Source organism: Oceanisphaera pacifica (assembly GCF_017498065.1).
GTDB lineage: Bacteria > Pseudomonadota > Gammaproteobacteria > Enterobacterales > Aeromonadaceae > Oceanimonas > Oceanimonas pacifica.
In genome coordinates this window covers 269,319-287,539 of sequence record NZ_JAGDFX010000003.1, presented here as the reverse complement: position 1 = coordinate 287,539, position 18,221 = coordinate 269,319, and the positions used below count along the sequence as shown (strand labels likewise).

The window sequence follows — 18,221 nt, the reverse complement described above, 5'->3', positions numbered from 1 at the left end:
CAATAACTTACTGACAACCGCTGCTTTACGCTCTTCAGAATACAATGACATAATAACTCCCACACCGGCCCTATTGATATAAAATTAGGCTGAATTGCCAACCGGACAACTAGGGTGACAGAGGGGGTTATCATTGAAGCTTCGCGTGTTCTTGCAGCAGCAACATCTTCTTCCATATGGCCAGCACAAACACAGCCAACTTCAAGTACTTCTGGGTAAGCGGGATGCTCCATATGATGGACGTAGCGAATGCTCTGAGATTCGCACATACCACATTCGACTTGAGGCGATCCTAGATCTTCAATGTCGACACAATGCCAACCCCGATGCGGCACTCCTGAACGAGACCACTTGCCTCGCCTTGCCGCGACAAGCCTTTCTTCTTGGTCTTGTGAATCCATAGAACTTACGCTCCGTGTACTGCCTAACGCCCTTGTTCTGGCGCCAAGGTAGATTGGCGCAGTGGTTGCGCAAGCAAGCGCCGTGACAAATTACCTTGGTCGCTCAGAAACAGTTTGTTATGTTCGTGCTTCATTATCTGGCACAAACTCAATTTTCAATTTATAACCCATTGCCGCTGCATAATCAGTAAGTGTAGAGAGCTTGGGAGAGATGTTTGAGCTTACACTTTCCAGTCTGGAAATATTACTTTTCTTAGTCTGTAAAATTTCCGCAATTTGCTCTTGCGTGAGGCCGGCTTGTTGCCGGAGTGCGATCAGTTGCTTGCGCACTTCGTACGCCGAAGAGAGTTCGTCATAGCTATTCTTGACGCCCTCACGCTTTAGCGCTTCTTCCTTGAAGGATTTCAATGTTGGTCTAGTCATTTCTTAACTCCTTCATTCGTTTACGAGCCTTATCAATTTCCTTCTTTGGTGTCTTTTGGGTCTTCTTGACGAAAGAGTTCAGGATGATTAACTCTTGGCCTTTGACCGTACAAAAAAGCGATCTACCTATGCCTTCTTTACCTCGAGCCCGTATCTCAAACAGCCCTGAGCCCATAGGAGCTGTATAGGGCTTTCCGATCGTCGGGCCAAACTTCTCAATGATTTCTGCTATATGGAGAAAGTCTGCCAATATCCCATCCGGAAACCCGAGAGTCTCCTCTCTAACCTTCTCGTTGAAAAATGTGACTCTCCATATCATAGGCAAAGGTTATCATAAATGATAACAGTGTCAAAGGGTGACGTGGAGAACATAACAGCCTAGTTAGAAGCCATTAGCCACCGACCTTGTTGTAAGCCATTGCAACAAACTCTTTAACTGGCTCGAACTCGGATTCGGACGATACGGTAAACTCTACATCACCAGTACCGTAATGACCTATTGAGGTTACGTCTCGATAGTTTTTGGTGCCATCAGGAATATCAGAAGGCTTAAGTTTCAAAAATAGCTTAATATTCTTTCCTTTGACTTCCATGCAGGCGATATTCTGCGAAATCTTGTAAGCAACGTAAAACTTTTTTGGGACTTCTTCAATGGATTCATCCAAGCCAATAATGAATTCTCGTATGCTTGCAGTTAATTCCTGGATTTCTTCACTTTTACCTTCAAGCCTTTCACCAAATGTATAAGTTGCCGTAGCACGAGTTAGCGCAGCTTTTTTTCCGGCCTCAACCATAACTGGATTTTTATATCCATTTTCAGTGGTGCTCGTAGACGTCGAAACCGCTGCTGATTTAGCAGCATGGAAAACTTCTTCAATATAGAGAGAATTGTTGGAGAACAAACGGTATTTCCATAGCTCGATATTTGCGCCCATCACCTGCACTGCATGCAAATCATATTTCTTATAGTTTGGGGCGATGCAAATAACCCTAACGTCAGACCAATCGACCTTTACAGCGCTTTCCAACCGCTTTTGTACCGCAATCTCAAAATCACCTTTGTGGTCTTGAATCCAGTGCAAGTAGAAAAGGCTTTGGTTAATAAGCTCCGATGATTCGACTTTTTTGTACTCGATGATAACGGGATTATCTTCTTCTGAAAGAGCGAGGCTATCAATTCGGCCTGCATGCTGTGCACCAGTTGAAAATTCACTGGCAACAAATCTGCAATTGAAGACCGTTTCGAGATTTTTCTCAATCAGGGACTGCAAATCCTTTTCCAGAGAAAAGTTCTTCTGCTCGACGGCAGATAGCTGGTCTCCTGAAATATCGAAAATCGGCACTTGATGTTTACTCCATTGTTTCTTGGGCTTCTAATGCCCAACTAACCGGTGAGGTTTGCTGGCACGTTGTTTTGCGTGTTTTTGCAAAACACGTGACCTTAATCCGAATCCGCGTTTAGTTGCTTGTTATGTGCAAAATTATCAACCAACAAATATCCAAGCTTTCAACTCTCATGTGTCATATTAAATTTGGATCGTATGCAAAATTCAACTGGTGTAGGACTTCTGTAGGCTGGCGCTCTCTTCTATATTGACCATAACCTGACATCCTTCCTTTTTCTGAAATAAGGTGTAGGTTCTTTCTGGCTCTAGAACCAATTACATAGAGCAACTTTTTAGCACTTTCAATAGATGGGTCATTGAAATTCGGAACCAAATCTTGAAGAAGACCAAAGGAGATCACAACATCATATTCACCTCCCTTTACTCCATGTATTGTTGACACTTTGATACCAGTTCTGGGTTTAAATGCTTTGCGAAAAGCCTCAATGTCTGTTGCAAATAATGCATTCTCGTTCCTTAGCCTATCAATCCTATCCTGTGTACTATTGAAGAATGATTCGTGATGTTCCTTTAGCATTGGATATAGCATGAAATCTATTCCCAATTCGCCAAATAGTGCTTCAAAGAATGCACGTAGATAAGCGAGGCCGTCGTCTTCATCTATCGAAATAGAGTTAACTGTCTTTAGTAACTGTTTTGGGGGGATCGAATGAACATCGACCAGTGCAAGTTCCATGTCATATAAGACATCAGATGCCCAACGAAGACGCTTAACATACATATTAGGCGATGGCTCTGTTAGGATAATTTGAGTCAACTTGAACCAAAAGTTATCTATATCTCTTGAAAAAGGTACAAGACCAGGTCCATCGAAACTATATAGAGGCAACCTGTTTACCAAGTTACGAGTTAGTGCAGCCAAGTGCATCCACCAAGGTGCAATGACGCAAATTTCCTTCTCTAAGATACCCAGATTTTGAACGCTATGCTCAATATGACGGCTGACTTGCTCAACCAAGTTATCCTTATGAGTAATCTGATCATAAGTAATAATGCTAGGGTGATCGCGATGTTCACCTTCAGCAACAGTTGCACTAGGGGTAACATTAAAATTACGATAATAGTCTATGATCTTTCTTGAGCTTCTATAGTTCTTATCTAATGCCATTGGAGTAAATGACACTTCGGCTAACTGCTCAAGTTCCAACTGTGTTATTGCGTAGCCACCGAGCGAACCGTAGATAGCTTGGTTTGGATCACCAACGATGAAGGTTCTCACCCGACCTTGGCTAGCTTTTATAATACTCGCAATAATTGAATACTGTACCTCTTTAGTATCTTGATATTCATCAACAAGAACATAAGAGAACAAATTTGCCAGTATCTTAGCAATAGATGAATTACTTGATAGGATTTCATGAGCAAAATATAGAATTTGCTCAAAGTCTATTTGATCACTTTCTGCAAGATGGCTGTGATATTCATCTAATACCTGTCTGGCTAGTGAAATTTTACTTCCAGCGCAAGTCAATGTTAATCCTCGAGGAGTGTAGAAATGACTACACTCACCATACCTAATACGTTCGGTACGAATGCTAGAACATATTTGAGATATTATTTCTTCAGAATCATAAGAGTTAACTATTTTAAATCCGTTTTTCAGCTTGTCATGATATAGGCCATATGGCTTCAATATCCATTCCAAACAAAACGCATGAATAGTACCGATCCACAACTGAGATGTGTCTACACCAATAATTTCAATTCGCTCGCGAATCTCATCAGCAGCTCTATGCGTGTAGGTAATGGCCACGACCCATTTTTTAGGATCCTCTAAACCTGAAAGCTCAGAAGCAATTTTGTAGGTAAGAGTCCTAGTTTTACCACTTCCCGGACATGCAACTAAGAACACATTATTCGGCTCGTTAATCGCTGCAATCTGTTCATCGTTTAGATCACCTTCATCCCACATAAACATGATTAGATCCTTGCTAATATATCGTTTTGCTCAGAAGGTAAATCATTCATTAGGTCGATCTTGAGTGTAGATATGTCGCCATCGACTGGATTAAATGCTTCCCACTTAGGAGTGAATACTGCTAAGCCAGTCTCATATGGAGTCAAATATGTTTCCCATTGCTGTGTTAAAGCCGTATTACCCTCTGCATTCAACCTTTCGATGGTTTTTCTGCCGAATTTGACATGTTCAATGACTGAGTCGTAACGGTGCTTAAGTATTTTGAAAGTAAGTCCTGCATTGAAGTCGCCGTGCGCAAACTTGATGGCATTGAAAATGTACTCTGGTATAGCTACTTTAAAGTCAATCACTTTACCTAGCGTAAGGGCAAACCAACCTTTACCTTGATAGTTTGCCATAGTTAATGCTCTTGAACCTGAGATTGCAATATCAGTTGAAGATAGTTCATTTGTAGCAGTATTTATCGTAGCTTGCTGAGTGTACACATCTCCGACAATTCTTTTGAGGTAATTGCTGTTGGATGACTGTATGAAATCAACCTCAAACGTATGATCTGCATAAAAAATCGAAATCCAAGGGTTATTTTGACAGAAGTCATCAAGCCTTCCTTTACGAGCAAAGCCTGTTTCTTGAGAGCCGAGGGCTTTCTCTTTCTTCTTTTTATCTAAGTAACTATCTGTAGGATAAATCGTGGTATCAAAGAAGGCTTCATCTAAGTCTGTGATAATGCTGCAACGTTTTTTGATTCTTTCATTGTCAAATAACATTGCAATATTCTCGAAGCCAGTACTTCTGATGTTGACTAGAGTGATACCTATTTCATCTAAGCTCAATCCTAAAACTTTTTTCAGTAGAATAGGAATAAGGATCTCTTCAGCATCTCCTTCGACTAAAACAACACTTCGGGCAAACAGTAAGTTACTACGGATGGCATCAAGGTAACGTTGAACGAATCCCGCTTTCTCGTCACTAAGCCCTACTGAAGGTTGAAATACTTCACAGGTACTATCAACAAAGCCTACAATGTTCATGTTCTTAATATTACTCACTTCTGATATGTGTGATGAGTGAGTTGAATATATTATCTGAGTGTTTTCATAGTTGATGTTGTCGAAAAGTGACTTTTGAATATGTGTGTGGATGTGTGCTTCTGGTTCTTCAATTAGTAAAAAGTTAGCAATAGATTGATTTGCTTTTTGGTATTTGAATTCTAGTAGCTTTAGTGTGAGAAAGAGTAGGTTGGCACCGCCTAAACTCATTTCATGTATGGTCCCCTCGTAGCCATCATTTGACTCTGAGACAAAGAGTTTTAATGATTGAAATAACTGATCAGACTCGTCACTCAAACTAGAGCGAATAGAGATTGAATTAGGTGAATATGTATCGCCTACCGTATCACTGATAGTAGTTACAATATCATCACGAACGTCACAAATGTCTGATAGAGCTTCAATCTCGTTATTTAATGTCCCAATTAAATCTGCAATAGGCTGGAAATCAGGTTGACTAATGTTTCCGGATTTACTTTTTAATAGTGTGAGCAAAGGATTGGTTCTGTTGCTATGAAAGTCCGATACTACATCCCTTAGTGCTTTAATAAAGGTAAACGAAACTTCATTAGGCATATTGAGGATGTTCGGCAACCGTATACCAACATCAGGGTTATTTAACCCCCTAGGAAAATCGACTCTCTCGAAATCGCCAACTATGCTTTTGTATACAACTGGGTCATTGAAATCAGCGACACTTTTGCCAGTAAGAACGGTTTCATAATCATCAATAGTTATACCAGCCAAATAACTTTCTAGAGCAGCGGCATCCCCTATTGTAAGTTGTGCCAATGCTTGACGGATGTTTGCTTTAGGTCTGAAAATCAGATTGTATGTTGCTCTAGTAACAACTTCATCTTCCGCATTCCCTGCACCATGAAGAAATAGTGACTGACTAGCTTCATCACCAGCAATGTCATTAAACTCAATACTAATAACGATCCAGTGACCACGCCAGTCACCTAATGCCCTACAAAAATCTCCTTCGGCAAGCTTAGTTGCCGAGCGAGGCATTGAATTATCAAGCAGCAACCTCATCGCGCGGAATAAGTTAGTCTTACCAGAACCATTCTCGCCAATAATTGTATTTATTCCCTTATTAAACAGAAACTTTACGTTTTTAAAGTTTCTGTAATTTACTAGGGAGAGCTTTGTAATGTGCATACGTCCTCTGGAATCTGATTACTGCATTATATTTCTAGAAAAATATTGAACTGATATATGCCTATTTACTTATTGATTCTAAAGCAGTACTCATTATTTCCGAGTAACACAGGCACATAACGCCCGCCTCACGTGCGCGGCTGCGCCGCGTCGCTTTGAAGGCGTTTGTTAGGCAGTTTTAGAACTTTTACCAACTGCAACGCAGGATTAGTTGGCCCCCATAGCTCGGGAAATACTTCAATGGGTTCGTAACCTCTTCTCAAGTAGAACTCTCTCGTTTCTGCGTAGAATGGGTCTGCTGAGGTATCGGCAATTGTCTTAATTTGAAGAAACCGAACCCCCTTTGATGCCAGCCATAGCTCCGCATGGTTTAGTAGTTCAGAACCAACACCTCCGTTCCTATCCGTGGCCTGTACAGCTATGCAATGCACTTCCCAAGCTCTGGGAAAATGCTCTTTTAGGGAGATAAAGCCGCTCAGTGTTGAACCGGACTCAAAACCGAAGCTAGGTACTAATGCAGAGTCTCGAACATACATCTGTATGGACTCCTCTATCCCAAACCAATTAGGTAAAGAGCGCAAAATAGTTTCGCAGTCTTTCTCTTTTTGTAAATTAGGTCCGACTATTACCATATTGATGCCTAACGCTTGCAGCATGCGCGCCCTTGGAATGGAGCCGAAGGCGGAATGTAAAGGGCGTCGCCGTGCCTGCACTTGTTAAAAGATCTAGGACGACCGTCCATGTTTTCCTCCGGCCCACAAAAGAAACTGATTACAGGTCACGTTATGCCAAAATTACTGCATCGCCATAGGCAATAACGTATGAATACTGCCAACCTGACCCCTGCTGCTGGTAGGAGCCTGTAACAACCCTTACGTTTACCACTGCATTGGCCCCAAGAGCTTCAGCAACAGAAAGCAGGCTGTTAAAGATAGTTTCTGATCGCTCAGGAATATCGCCCGCCACCCCTTTCTGAGTAACTTCGACTAGGCCAAAAGATTTTGAAATTGTGCGCCCTGGGACGCTTTCTGACGTGTAACATCCTTTAATGTGCGCCACAGAGGCGGTGGAACCGCCAGAACCAAATAACCCCATACGCCCTCCTTAACGTCTGTACTTTTAACGCTGAGTGCAGCGGCAGTTTGTGGAGTGGCTTTTTGTGCTAGCATCGCGACCAGCACAAAAAAAGCCACGGAACAAACTGTCCGACTGGCACGACTTGTTAAATTTGGATGCTATATGATGAATATACATACTCTCTATTTTCAACTAATAACGAAGCTCTAAAATTTAAAAACCTTTGAAATTCATTGTTGTATTCAAACGTAAAGTTAAGCTCGCCATTATACGTACTTTCATCATCCTGAAGATCTAGTAAACACTTCAAAGAATACTTGTATTCTCTGAGCTTCGAAAAATCCAGAACATGATGACCATCTACCCATCTAGAACCATCACACCAAAGCTCATCGGGTTCCCGTGTCGCTCTTAGGAGCGTTGTAACATAGTAGCTTATCCAAAAATCGAGCCGACCAATGAACTCCGGACTAGATAAGTCTAAATTCTTTTGTTTTAGAGCACCACCCAAATCAATTTCTAAACTTCTCAGTGCTTTTTTGAAACGTCTTTTATTCATGGTAAAATTTAACGCTTGCAGCATGCGCGCCTGCGAAATGGAGCCGAAGGCGCAATGTAGTAGGCGTCGCCGTGCCTGCACTTGTTATGTGTTTGGCTTCACTAGTTTAATGGCATACACCTTGCAACACTTAATTTTTAACTAATGATACTAGGGGCTAACCATGCAAATTGGAAGTGCAATAGCGACTTCAGCTATAACACCAACACAAAAAAGCGGCAACAATATGCCGCCCCAAACAACGATGACTGGCAACACACAATCCAACCAACCGCTAGCTCGTGAACTTGCCGAAACATTTGACCCAAAGAATATGAACTACAACGAGTCAATGGCTCTTGCCAGCGCCTTAATGAAAGCTGGCGAGGGTGATTTAAGCTCAGCATTCCTCCCCCCGCCACTTCTAAAGGTTAATAGTGATGGGAGTGTAATCGACACAACTGGAACGCCGGAAGCGGATGCTAAAATGAATAATAAATTCAACATGTTCGAAACGCTTACAGCTAGAATTGACTTTAATAAAAGTATGAATTTGCCAACAGACTTACTTGAGGATGCTTATTCCTTTTTAGAGAAAGTTCAAGTCGCCCGTAACACGCCGAGTATCAATGAGTACACATAACGCCTAAATAACAGGAAAATTGAGTTGGACGCTTTTTTGCGGTTCTTTGCAAAAAATCGGCAAACTCTATTTTTCCTAGTTTATTTTCTTGTTATGTGTGTCTAGCAGAACACTCACAACACTGTTGGCACAAATTTCGCTTGATAATTGAAAACTTATTATTTTAGAGGCTAAAATGCAAATTACCAGTACTACTTATATGACTCCGGCAAAAGAAGCATATAAAACCGGCAATTCTTTGCCGGACAATAAAACCCAAAGTGCTATGGTTGCGCAAGAAGTATCCTCTATACATGAATTAGCCCAATATATAGACCCAAGTAATATGTCTCGAAATGAAGCTGCCATATTATCTGGTGCATTATTTCCCGATGAACCTAGTGCGACTTTTGGTGCACAAGCCCTTATACTAGTAAATGATAATGGTACACTACGGAATGCAACTAAATCAGACGCAATCATGAATGAAAAATTTGATATGTTCGAGTCGATAAAAGGGCAAATGGAATTTAATCAGCAACGTGGTATATCAAATGACAACTTAGAGCTTGCTCAAGATTATTTACATAAATTGCAAATAGCAAAAACCTCTCCGTCAGTTAACATATACACATAACAGCTAATTAAACGACAAATGACATCTATGCAGAATGCGCTTATTTTTGCTAAGCATAGACATCTTCGTTAAAATCATAAGCTTATCAATGGCTTATAGCCACACAAAAGTGGAGCTTCGAGAAATAAGCGTCAAGTGTCGCTTTTTACGCAAAGTGGTTGTTCGCTTATTCATTTTTAATGCGTACCAACTATTCCATATTTTTCAGTAACTTGTAAGCTTTATAAAGTAAATAGTGCGGAGTTATACGACAATTGTCGTATAACTCCGTTTTTCATTGGGTAATTATCGCTGCAGCAACTAAACTACTGTATATTAAAACAGCATAGAGGTGAGCGCATGATTATCGATATACCACCAAAACTGCCAGACAAGCCTGTTCGCTTTATGGATCAACTGCGGCTTTTGATCCGTAGCCGAAATCTAGCCTACAAAACTGAGCAAACCTATTGCCATTGGATTAAACGGTTTATTCGCTTTAATGAAATGCGCCACCCCGCTACCTGTTCCACAGCAGAGGTAGAGCAGTTTCTTTCTCATCTCGCGGTACAGCGCAACAACAGCGTAAGTACACAACGCACCGCGCTGAATGCGCTCGTTTTTCTGTTTCGGGAATTTCTTCAGCAACCGTTGGGGGAGCTGTCGTTTGAACTGGCAAGAAAGCCTCGCCGCCTACCAACCGTTTTTACTCATGATGAAGTTAAAGCCGTAATGAGCCATTTGGAAGGCATTCCACAACTGGTGGCGTGCCTAATGTACGGCTCAGGTCTGCGGATTAACGAAGCGTTGCGGCTGAGAGTAAAAGATATCGATTTTGGCATGCAACAAATTATAGTGCGCAGTGGTAAAGGCGATAAGGACAGAGTAACTCTGCTACCGGACTCATTGCTAAAGTCACTGGCTCTGCAAATTGAAGCCTGCCTGATACAGCATAAGCAGGATTTAGCCAATGGCCATGGCGAGGTTTATCTACCCTTTGCACTGAACCGCAAGTATCAAAGCGCAGCTAAAGAGCCGGCTTGGCAATACTTGTTTCAGGCTGACAAGTTGGCCATAGATCCACGCAGCAATGTGGTTCGTCGTCACCACTTATTGGATCGCGGTGTGCAGCGAGCTATAGGGGCTGCCATTCGTAAAGCTGGTATTTATAAACAAGCAAATAGCCATGTTTTTCGTCACAGCTTTGCTACCCGATTACTTGAGGTGGGATACGATATTCGCACCATTCAAAAGTTACTGGGCCATGCCGATGTACGTACCACTGAAATTTATACGCATGTGGTACGTAAGGGTGGCTTCGGGGTACGAAGTCCTGTCGACGACGGTTTTTAGCAAGCTGGCAGGCTACCGCCGAGTCTTGCAGGCGACTATTGCCTCATATTGGTTATGAGACACTAGCTGCAATATTCGCTTGGCTCAATTGAAGCTTAGCATTATAAGCATTATGCGTGGCAAAATGAAATGCTCCTTTGGGAGTCGTACGTTTAACTCTGTACGCTATACGTTAGAAAACACTGGTTTGGTTTGTGCGTACAGCGTATGGCGGGCAACGTACAGCTGTCTGTTACATGGATTGCCGCGTCGCTGCGCTCCTCGCAATGACGGCTAAAGGAAAGCTATGCGTTTAACGCGGTACGCCGTACGTTAAAGAAAACACTTTTGGTTTTCACGTACGGCGTATGGCGGGTAACGTATAGCTGTCTGCGTCCCTTTGGGGAGCTGTCAGCCGTAAGCGGTCAGCTGGAAGTTAAAGAAAATGATTTAACTGATGGTTGAAGGCCAAGACATAGTTGAAAGCGTGAAGCCAGAAGCTCGGAGTTGGACAAAAAACACTGAATTAATTTTGGTGTTTTTATTTACTTCCCGCTTCTAGCCTCAAGCTTCAAGCTTATTACTGTCTATTACATGGATTGCCACGTCGCCGCGCTATGTTGTTATTTTTTAGGCATATTGAGTAGGGATTCTATGCTGCCTACGGCGCCTAATACGCTGCTGGCTTCAAAGGGTAAAAAGATGCGGTCACCCTCTTTACCAATTTCTGGTAAGGTTTTTAAGTATTCTAGCCCCAGTAAGTAACCAATCATTAATTGTGGGTCTAGTTGCTCATTAGCCGCTGATAGCACTTCATCTATGGCTTTGCGTTGGCCTTCTGCCATTAAAATGGCGGCTTCTTTACTGCCCTCGGCCACTAAAATGCTGGAGCGTTTTTCCCCTTCTGCTTTAGCAATAGCGGCTTCTCGCTCACCACTGGCACGCAATACTAAGGCTCGGCGTTCGCGCTCTGCCGCCATTTGCTTGCGCATAGCGTCTTCCACTTCAGCTGGAATAATGATGTCTTGAATTTCAACTCGGGTGACTTTTACGCCCCACTTATTGCCAGCCTCGTCCATGACCACTTGCAGTTTGTCATTAATCTCTTGGCGAGACTCAAACAATTTATCGAGCTCCATTTTACCCATTTCAGAACGCAGTGAGGTTTTGGCTAAAATTTCGATCGCTTGAATAAGGTTTTCGGTTTGATACACGGCGCGCTCAGGATCAATCACCTGAAAATACAAGGCACCGTTAACATTAACACTGACGTTATCTGCGGTCACCACAGATTGACCAGGAAAGTCGAGTACGGTTTCGCGTCTGTCGATGCGAGTTTCTTCTTGCACTATTGCCACATTTTCGCCGCGAATGGCGCGATAACGGCGTACTTTAATAGAGCGAGGCTTATCAATAATGGGGATGATCCAATTTACCCCAGGGCTTAGAGTTTTGTTATAGCTCCCTAAACGCTCAATTACCACCGCCTCTGACTGCTGCACTATCATGAGTCCTTTGGCAACAAACACCACCACAACTACCGTCAATATAACTGCAATTAAGAATGTTATATCCATTGTTATAAAAGCTCCCTGTTAGGCAATAATAGCGGTAATGCCATCAAAGCGTAGTATTTTAACTTGGCTGCCAACCGTTAACTTAGCGCCCGATTGGCTGCGCACCATAAACAAATCCGCTTCAAGTTTAAGGCGGTAATCCCCTGAGTCTAGCTGCACAATTTCACCGTATTGTTGCGCTTCTCCTGCTAAAAAGCTGGTGCGTTTTGAAGGCGCGTAACGGCGAAATAGGTATTTAAGTACCGGGGCCAATATGAGCGCGCTTATCGCAAAAATAAACCACTGAGCACTCAGGCCAATATTAAGCCAAGCTGCCGCCATGGTAATTAAGGCGGCTAAGCCAAGGGCAAAGGCGATAAAGCCGGTACCCGTTAACTCTAATAATAAGAGTACCAAGGCGGCAATCAGCCATCCATGCCATGCAAGCAAAGTCGTTCTCCTAAGGTAAAGTATATTATTTAACCATAACACTCAGCGGCTGTGCAGGCTAACCTTGGTACCGATTTAACTAACGCTTAGTTTGTGGCTTGGCAAGCTTAAATAACTCAAAGAAATTGGCGGTGGTTTGCGCCGACACTTCTTCTACCGTTAGGCCTTTTAGTTTGGCAATAAACTCTGCCACTGTGCGGGTATACGCAGGTTCGTTTTCTTCACCACGAAACGGCACAGGCGCAAGCCATGGGGAGTCAGTTTCTACCAGTAGCCGCTCTAGCGGCAAGGCTTTCACCACTTCACGCAGTGCTTTGGCGCTATTAAAGGTAATAATGCCAGATATAGAAATATAAAAACCAAGCGCTATTGCCGCTTCTGCCATCTCTAAAGATTCAGTAAAGCAATGTAATACCCCCCCTACTTTATCGGCACCACCTTCACGCAAAATATCTAGGGTGTCTTGCTGGGCATTGCGGGTATGAATAATCAATGGTTTATTTAGTGCCACTGCCGCTGCTACATGCTGCTTAAAAGAGCGACGTTGTAATTCGGCAGACTCAGGAGCATAAAAATAATCAAGCCCTGTTTCGCCAATGGCCACCACGGATGGGTCGGCCGCTAATTGATGCAATAACTCGGGGTCGTTAGGCTCATCCCCTTGATGTAAAGGATGTACCCCACAAGAGGCAAACACCTGTGGGTAGGGCTTAATGGCTGCCAGCATATCAGGAAAAGTAGCCAGCCCCACACTGACGCAAAGCATGTGGTTAACACCCCGGTTAGCCGCTTTTTGTATGGCCTCGGCCATATCTTGGTGCTTGATGCCGTATTCAAGTTTGTCTAGGTGGCAATGAGAATCAACGAGCAAAACTGTCTCCTGTTATTAACGATAAAAACTTACAGCAATACGCTGTTTCACGTGAGGTGAGTAAGCCATTGTGTTAGCTGTAACCCGGCATTAACAGGCCGCCCCACTGTGGGCTGTAAACGACGACGCCACTGCATTAACTCATCCAACATATGAGTGAGTTTAGCCGTGCCTAATTCGCTCATATCGCGACACACAGCCTCACTGTCTGCTAAACGTAACTGAGCCGTCGACAAACCCAATGATAATTGTAATGCATCTTGTAGCAATAATTGCAGCCAAACAATATGCACAGGCTGTGCTAACAACCCTGTTTGTACCGTATTTAGTAGCTGGGGCTCTCGCCTCAGTTGTGCGCACTGTTGCAGTAGTTCACGCCGGCGCTGATCAACGCCCTCGGCTAAGTAGTGACGGGTATTAAGGGGCGAGCCTTGGTTGACATTAAGCGCGGTAATATTTGTGGCTGCATTATCGGTGGCCACGCCCTGCTCGGCCAACCAATGTAACACCTGCGCTGAGTCGGGTACTGGTATCAACCAGGGCTGGCACCGGCTATGAATAGTGGGCAATAAGCGCTCGGGCTGTGAGCTAACCAGCACTATACTTGATTGGCCTGCGGGCTCTTCTAGGGTTTTTAATAATGCATTCGCCGCCGCTTCGGTCATTTTTTCGGCTTGTTCAATAACTGCCACTTTACCTTGGCCTAATTGCGCACTTTCGCTAAGTATTTGGGTGAGCTGGCGAATCGTATCAACACTAATACTGCGTTGATCGGTACTAATAAGGTGTAAATCAGAGTGACTGCCAGCTGCAACTAATTGGCAGCTATGACAATGCCCACAAGGTACCGACGCTGTTGCATTAATATCAACACCAGTATGTTGGCATAATAAAGCCTTGGCTAAGTGTTGAGCAAGCTCACGTTTGCCCAAGCCATCTATGCCCTTTAATAGCAGCGCATGCCCTAATTGCTGATCAACAATTAAGCGGGTTAATTGTGCTAGCGGTTGCGTTAACCAAGGGTACACAAGCGACGCTCCAAACAGGCTAATACGGCCGCTTTTACTTCAGCCTCACTTTGACTGGCATCAATAATCTCACAGTCTGGGTTATTATCAGCCAAGGCTAAATAACCGGCGCGGGTACGCTCAAAAAAGCTTAACTGCTCTTGCTCTATGCGATCTAACTCGCCCCGTATACGCGCTCGCGCTAAGCCTTGAGCCGGGTCAATATCCAGGTACAAGACTAAATTGGGTGTAAAGTCGCCTAATACCGCCTGTTTTATTTGGCTAATCAACGCCACATCTATGCCTCGGCCACCGCCCTGATAAGCCAAAGACGACCAGTCATGTCGATCGCCCACCACCCAAGTGTTAGCCGCCAATGCCGGTTGAATGCAGCCTTTAACCAGCTGTACCCGTGCCGCGTACATAAGCAGCAACTCGGCTTCCATGGTTAAGGGCTCTTCATGCACTTCTTTAACCAAGCTGCGCATTTTTTCGGCTAAAGGCGTACCGCCAGGTTCACGGGTGCGCAATACGGTTAACCCCTTGCTCTCAAGCCAGTCAACCACATGCCCTTGCACCGTGCTTTTGCCGGCCCCTTCGAGCCCTTCAATCACAATAAATTGGCTCATTTATGTTACCTTTTTAAAATATAGCGACGCACGGCATTATTATGTTCGCGCAGTGACTTAGAAAAATGATGACGCCCCTCTTTGCCTTTCGCCACAAAATAATAATACTTGCTGTCTACTGGCTGCAAAGCGGCACTAATGGCTTCTTTGCTGGGCATAGCAATGGGGCCTGGAGGTAAACCATCAATTTGATAGGTGTTATAAGGCGTATGGGTCTGTAAATCTTTTTTGCGGATATTGCCGTCATACGCTTCACCCATGCCATAAATAACAGTGGGATCGGTTTGCAGCCGCATATTGGCACGCAAACGGTTCACAAATACCGAGGCAATAAGCGGTCGCTCATCGGCTACTCCCGACTCTTTTTCAATAATGGAGGCTAAAATCAATGCTTCAAACGGGGTCTTTATCGGTAAGTCGGGGCGACGTTGCTGCCACGCGTCCGCTAAAAACTGCTCCATGTCACGGTGCGCGCGCTGCAAAATAGACAAGTCGGTATCGCCGGGGGTATAGCTGTAGGTTTCGGGTAATAATCGCCCTTCTACCTTATCGCCAGAGAGACCCAGTTGCTTGGCAACCTCAGCCTCAGTCGCGTCACTGAGTGTGACCGTTAAATGCTCGGCATGGGCAAGTTTTTTCTGCCAATCACCAATGCGCAGCCCCTCAACCAAGGTCACTTGTAAACGATACACATCGCCTCTTACCATGGTCATTAATGCTTCACGCAAGCTGGTGTTCTTATCAAGCTGATAGGTGCCTTGGCGCACTGCGGCCAGCTCGGGATGAAAGCGCAGCCAGACTTTACGAGTTAGTGCCGGCACAGGTTCATTAGCCAGACGGTTAATTAAATGAAAGGTCGTTTCGCCGCGCTTAACTACAAATAAAGACGCCTCTTCTTGTTCGGCTATGGTCATTTCTTCTAACGCTTGCCACTGGGTATAGCCATAGAATACAAGGCCGGCAATCGCGAGCACCGCCAATAAAAATAATCGTGCCAACCATTTAATGAGTGTGTTCATAAGCCTGCTGTAATTCCTGTGTGATAATTGTTGAGCTCGATATTTTCTGAGCCCCAATGGCCGTCACCGGCACTATGCCCATTAGTGCATTCGTTAACCAAACTTCATCAGCGGCTAACAAGCGCTTAAGCGGGCTGTGCGTCACGGTTAAACGTGAGCCTAAATAATGCTGACACCAAGCCCGCAGCGTACCGCATACACCTGCGTTAGTGAGATCGGGAGTAAAAATACGCTCTCCCTCGCGCCAAAACACATTGGCGGTTACGGCTTCTATCACATTATCTGTGGCATCGAGTACTAAAGCTTCAGGCCATTGCTGAGCATCTAACTCGGCCTTTAATAGCACCTGCTCTAGACGATTGACGGTTTTTAGCCCGGCAAGTAATGGGCTATTTCCTAAACGCCCTTGGCATATGCCTAAACTAACGCCCTGCTGTCGCCACTGATAGTAATGAGCAGGAAAGGGGGCACAGTTTAACACCAGTGCCGGCGCGCCACAGCCTGCTATACTGTAGCCGCGCCCTCCTATACCGCGAACCAAGGTGATGCGCAAAACCCGATCACTTTGAGCATCAATCATCGCCTCAGCCAGCGCGCGCAGCTTATCTGCATTCGGCATGCTCATGTGTAAACGTTGGCAGGCCTGTTGTAATCGAGCCACATGATAAGACCAATTAATAAGGCGGCCTTGGCAGGCATGCAGGGTACTAAAGTGCGCATCCCCTAATTGCCACCCCCGGCTTACTGATGCCAGCGACTCGGCATCTGTGGCTTTTTTATAAGCCCCAGTGCTGTCGGTAATAAAAATATGCATCTTACCCCCATAAAAAAGCCCGGCACTAGGGCCGGGCTTGGGATTGGCCTACGGGCCATTATATGCGTTTAAAAATCAATGAGCCATTAGTGCCACCAAACCCGAAGGAGTTGGATAATGCATACTCAAATTGACCTTTTTTAGCCGTATGAGGAACCAAGTCTAAATCGCATTCATCATCGGGATCATCCAAGTTAATGGTAGGCGGCGCAATTTGGTCGCGCAGTGCCAAGACGCTAAAAATAGCTTCTACTGCCCCGGCGGCGCCTAACAAGTGACCCGTCATCGATTTAGTCGAGCTCACCATTAACTGCTGAGCATGGTCACCAAATACCGATTTAACACCTCGCAGCTCGGCTACATCGCCCAAAGGCGTAGAGGTGCCGTGGGCATTAACGTAACCAATGGCGGATGCTTCAATGCCGGCATCTTTAATGGCATTGGCCATTGACTTAGCCGCCCCACTGCCATCAGCCGGTGGCGCTGTCATGTGGTGTGAGTCACCACTCATACCAAAGCCAACTAGCTCGGCATAAATGGTGGCACCACGGGCTTTAGCATGCTCGTATTCTTCCAGCATCATAACACCTGCGCCGTCACCTAGCACAAAACCATCACGGCCTTTATCCCAAGGGCGGCTGGCTTTTTGTGGCTCGTCATTACGCGTAGACAAGGCACGAGCGGCAGAGAAGCCCCCCATACCCATGGTGGTGGACGCTTTTTCGGTGCCGCCGGCCAACATGGCATCGGCATCACCGTAGGCAATCATGCGTGCAGCAATACCAATGCTGTGGGTACCTGTGGTACAAGCAGTGGTTGCAGCAATATTAGGGCCGCGTAAGCCACTCATAATAGATAAATGCCCCGACACCATATTAATGATGGTAGAAGGAACAAAAAACGGGCTTAATTTACGCGGGCCGCTGGCCAGAAGATTGGTGTGGTTATGCTCAATTAAGCCCAACCCGCCAATGCCTGAACCAATGGATACACCAACGCGATCGGCATTGGTGTCATTAATCTCTAGGCCTGAATCGGCCATGGCTTGCAAACCTGCAGCCACCCCGTACTGGATGAATAAATCCATCTTACGGGCTTCTTTTTTTGCGATACCATGATCTTCGGGAACGAAGTCCTTGACCAGGCCTGCGAATTTGGTGCCATATTCGGTAGTATCAAAGTGCTCAATATTGCTAATGCCACTTTGGCCTGCTAACAGGGCCTGCCAGCCGGCATCAACCGTGTTACCAACAGGTGAGAGCATACCGAGACCTGTCACCACGACTCTGCGTTTGGACACAGGAACGTCTCCGAATGGGTTAATATAAG

Annotated in this window: 19 protein-coding genes and 1 pseudogene; 3 read left to right on the top strand and 17 right to left on the bottom strand. The window is 44.8% G+C overall.

All coding sequences use genetic code 11. The annotated features are described in order from the left end of the window. The 9 genes and pseudogenes from J3U76_RS04035 to J3U76_RS03995 all read right to left on the bottom strand — a co-directional run. Nucleotides 1-401, bottom strand: a pseudogene (locus J3U76_RS04035) (hypothetical protein); the annotation flags it as partial. Nucleotides 402-518: 117 nt separating this feature from the next. Next, nucleotides 519-824: a helix-turn-helix domain-containing protein gene (locus J3U76_RS04030; protein WP_208004541.1), complete on the bottom strand. Its 306-nt coding sequence runs from the start codon at nucleotides 822-824 to the stop codon at nucleotides 519-521. Continuing rightward, nucleotides 817-1,143 carry a type II toxin-antitoxin system RelE/ParE family toxin gene (locus J3U76_RS04025; RefSeq protein WP_208004567.1) on the bottom strand — a complete coding sequence of 109 codons (327 nt, stop codon included), beginning with the start codon at nucleotides 1,141-1,143 and terminating at the stop codon, nucleotides 817-819. Before J3U76_RS04025 ends, J3U76_RS04030 begins: the two co-directional genes overlap by 8 nt. Nucleotides 1,144-1,216: 73 nt before the next feature. After that, complete coding sequence (locus J3U76_RS14660) at nucleotides 1,217-2,167, bottom strand: DUF5655 domain-containing protein (protein ID WP_208004540.1); 951 nt, start codon at nucleotides 2,165-2,167, stop codon at nucleotides 1,217-1,219. A gap of 178 nt (nucleotides 2,168-2,345) precedes the next feature. Next, the gene (locus tag J3U76_RS04015; RefSeq protein ID WP_208004539.1) at nucleotides 2,346-4,148 is read right to left on the bottom strand and encodes a UvrD-helicase domain-containing protein; all 1,803 of its coding nucleotides are present in this window, start codon (nucleotides 4,146-4,148) and stop codon (nucleotides 2,346-2,348) included. A gap of 2 nt (nucleotides 4,149-4,150) precedes the next feature. After that, nucleotides 4,151-6,361 (bottom strand): AAA family ATPase, encoded by a 2,211-nt coding sequence (locus tag J3U76_RS04010; RefSeq protein WP_208004538.1) that lies wholly within the window; start codon nucleotides 6,359-6,361, stop codon nucleotides 4,151-4,153. A gap of 128 nt (nucleotides 6,362-6,489) precedes the next feature. Next, on the bottom strand, nucleotides 6,490-7,017 hold the full coding sequence (locus tag J3U76_RS04005; protein WP_208004537.1) for a GNAT family N-acetyltransferase: 528 nt from the start codon (nucleotides 7,015-7,017) through the stop codon (nucleotides 6,490-6,492). A gap of 127 nt (nucleotides 7,018-7,144) precedes the next feature. After that, the gene (locus tag J3U76_RS04000) at nucleotides 7,145-7,456 is read right to left on the bottom strand and encodes a heavy metal-binding domain-containing protein (RefSeq protein ID WP_208004536.1); all 312 of its coding nucleotides are present in this window, start codon (nucleotides 7,454-7,456) and stop codon (nucleotides 7,145-7,147) included. A 127-nt stretch (nucleotides 7,457-7,583) separates the two neighbouring features. After that, nucleotides 7,584-8,021, bottom strand: coding sequence for a hypothetical protein (locus J3U76_RS03995; RefSeq protein ID WP_208004535.1), 438 nt, complete (start codon nucleotides 8,019-8,021; stop codon nucleotides 7,584-7,586). Nucleotides 8,022-8,160: 139 nt separating this feature from the next. Between J3U76_RS03995 and J3U76_RS03990 the strand changes: the two genes are divergently transcribed. The 3 genes from J3U76_RS03990 (at nucleotide 8,161) to J3U76_RS03980 (ending at nucleotide 10,567) form a co-directional block, all read left to right on the top strand. Next, nucleotides 8,161-8,619, top strand: a complete 459-nt coding sequence (locus tag J3U76_RS03990) for a hypothetical protein (protein WP_188927230.1) — start codon at nucleotides 8,161-8,163, stop codon at nucleotides 8,617-8,619. A gap of 175 nt (nucleotides 8,620-8,794) precedes the next feature. After that, entirely contained in the window at nucleotides 8,795-9,235 is a 441-nt protein-coding gene (locus J3U76_RS03985; RefSeq protein WP_007991293.1) for a hypothetical protein, read from the top strand. Between the two features lie 339 nt (nucleotides 9,236-9,574). Further along, the gene (locus J3U76_RS03980; protein ID WP_243454036.1) at nucleotides 9,575-10,567 is read left to right on the top strand and encodes an integron integrase; all 993 of its coding nucleotides are present in this window, start codon (nucleotides 9,575-9,577) and stop codon (nucleotides 10,565-10,567) included. A gap of 602 nt (nucleotides 10,568-11,169) precedes the next feature. On the opposite strand, the gene J3U76_RS03975 is transcribed toward J3U76_RS03980, so the two are convergent. The 8 genes from J3U76_RS03975 to fabF all read right to left on the bottom strand — a co-directional run bounded on the left by J3U76_RS03975 (nucleotide 11,170) and on the right by fabF (nucleotide 18,192). Next, on the bottom strand, nucleotides 11,170-12,123 hold the full coding sequence (locus J3U76_RS03975) for an SPFH domain-containing protein (protein ID WP_208004534.1): 954 nt from the start codon (nucleotides 12,121-12,123) through the stop codon (nucleotides 11,170-11,172). Between the two features lie 18 nt (nucleotides 12,124-12,141). Continuing rightward, nucleotides 12,142-12,552: an NfeD family protein gene (locus J3U76_RS03970; protein ID WP_208004533.1), complete on the bottom strand. Its 411-nt coding sequence runs from the start codon at nucleotides 12,550-12,552 to the stop codon at nucleotides 12,142-12,144. 79 nt (nucleotides 12,553-12,631) lie between these two features. After that, the gene (locus tag J3U76_RS03965; RefSeq protein ID WP_208004532.1) at nucleotides 12,632-13,423 is read right to left on the bottom strand and encodes a TatD family hydrolase; all 792 of its coding nucleotides are present in this window, start codon (nucleotides 13,421-13,423) and stop codon (nucleotides 12,632-12,634) included. Nucleotides 13,424-13,470: 47 nt separating this feature from the next. Beyond that, entirely contained in the window at nucleotides 13,471-14,451 is a 981-nt protein-coding gene (gene holB / locus J3U76_RS03960) for a DNA polymerase III subunit delta' (protein ID WP_208004531.1), read from the bottom strand. Further along, on the bottom strand, nucleotides 14,436-15,059 hold the full coding sequence (gene tmk / locus J3U76_RS03955) for a dTMP kinase (RefSeq protein WP_208004530.1): 624 nt from the start codon (nucleotides 15,057-15,059) through the stop codon (nucleotides 14,436-14,438). Before tmk ends, holB begins: the two co-directional genes overlap by 16 nt. 5 nt (nucleotides 15,060-15,064) lie before the next feature. Then, nucleotides 15,065-16,078: an endolytic transglycosylase MltG gene (gene mltG / locus J3U76_RS03950; RefSeq protein WP_208004529.1), complete on the bottom strand. Its 1,014-nt coding sequence runs from the start codon at nucleotides 16,076-16,078 to the stop codon at nucleotides 15,065-15,067. Continuing rightward, nucleotides 16,062-16,892 (bottom strand): aminodeoxychorismate lyase, encoded by an 831-nt coding sequence (pabC, locus tag J3U76_RS03945; RefSeq protein WP_208004528.1) that lies wholly within the window; start codon nucleotides 16,890-16,892, stop codon nucleotides 16,062-16,064. The genes mltG and pabC overlap by 17 nt, the downstream gene beginning before the upstream one ends. Before the next feature lie 58 nt (nucleotides 16,893-16,950). Beyond that, on the bottom strand, nucleotides 16,951-18,192 hold the full coding sequence (gene fabF, locus J3U76_RS03940) for a beta-ketoacyl-ACP synthase II (RefSeq protein ID WP_208004527.1): 1,242 nt from the start codon (nucleotides 18,190-18,192) through the stop codon (nucleotides 16,951-16,953). Nucleotides 18,193-18,221: the final 29 nt, after the last annotated feature.

What these genes read in the sequence shown, in the direction of transcription:
- J3U76_RS03995 (WP_208004535.1), bottom strand. Translation starts at nt 8,021, where the DNA reads ATGCTGCAAGCGTTAAATTTTACCATGAATAAAAGACGTTTCAAAAAA.
- J3U76_RS04005 (WP_208004537.1), bottom strand. Translation starts at nt 7,017, where the DNA reads ATGCTGCAAGCGTTAGGCATCAATATGGTAATAGTCGGACCTAATTTA.
- J3U76_RS04025 (WP_208004567.1), bottom strand. Translation starts at nt 1,143, where the DNA reads ATGATATGGAGAGTCACATTTTTCAACGAGAAGGTTAGAGAGGAGACT.
- tmk (WP_208004530.1), bottom strand. Translation starts at nt 15,059, where the DNA reads ATGAGCCAATTTATTGTGATTGAAGGGCTCGAAGGGGCCGGCAAAAGC.
- J3U76_RS04000 (WP_208004536.1), bottom strand. Translation starts at nt 7,456, where the DNA reads ATGGGGTTATTTGGTTCTGGCGGTTCCACCGCCTCTGTGGCGCACATT.
- J3U76_RS03985 (WP_007991293.1), top strand. Translation starts at nt 8,795, where the DNA reads ATGCAAATTACCAGTACTACTTATATGACTCCGGCAAAAGAAGCATAT.
- J3U76_RS04030 (WP_208004541.1), bottom strand. Translation starts at nt 824, where the DNA reads ATGACTAGACCAACATTGAAATCCTTCAAGGAAGAAGCGCTAAAGCGT.
- J3U76_RS03990 (WP_188927230.1), top strand. Translation starts at nt 8,161, where the DNA reads ATGCAAATTGGAAGTGCAATAGCGACTTCAGCTATAACACCAACACAA.
- pabC (WP_208004528.1), bottom strand. Translation starts at nt 16,892, where the DNA reads ATGCATATTTTTATTACCGACAGCACTGGGGCTTATAAAAAAGCCACA.
- J3U76_RS04015 (WP_208004539.1), bottom strand. Translation starts at nt 4,148, where the DNA reads ATGTTTATGTGGGATGAAGGTGATCTAAACGATGAACAGATTGCAGCG.
- J3U76_RS04010 (WP_208004538.1), bottom strand. Translation starts at nt 6,361, where the DNA reads ATGCACATTACAAAGCTCTCCCTAGTAAATTACAGAAACTTTAAAAAC.
- J3U76_RS03980 (WP_243454036.1), top strand. Translation starts at nt 9,575, where the DNA reads ATGATTATCGATATACCACCAAAACTGCCAGACAAGCCTGTTCGCTTT.
- J3U76_RS03975 (WP_208004534.1), bottom strand. Translation starts at nt 12,123, where the DNA reads ATGGATATAACATTCTTAATTGCAGTTATATTGACGGTAGTTGTGGTG.
- mltG (WP_208004529.1), bottom strand. Translation starts at nt 16,078, where the DNA reads ATGAACACACTCATTAAATGGTTGGCACGATTATTTTTATTGGCGGTG.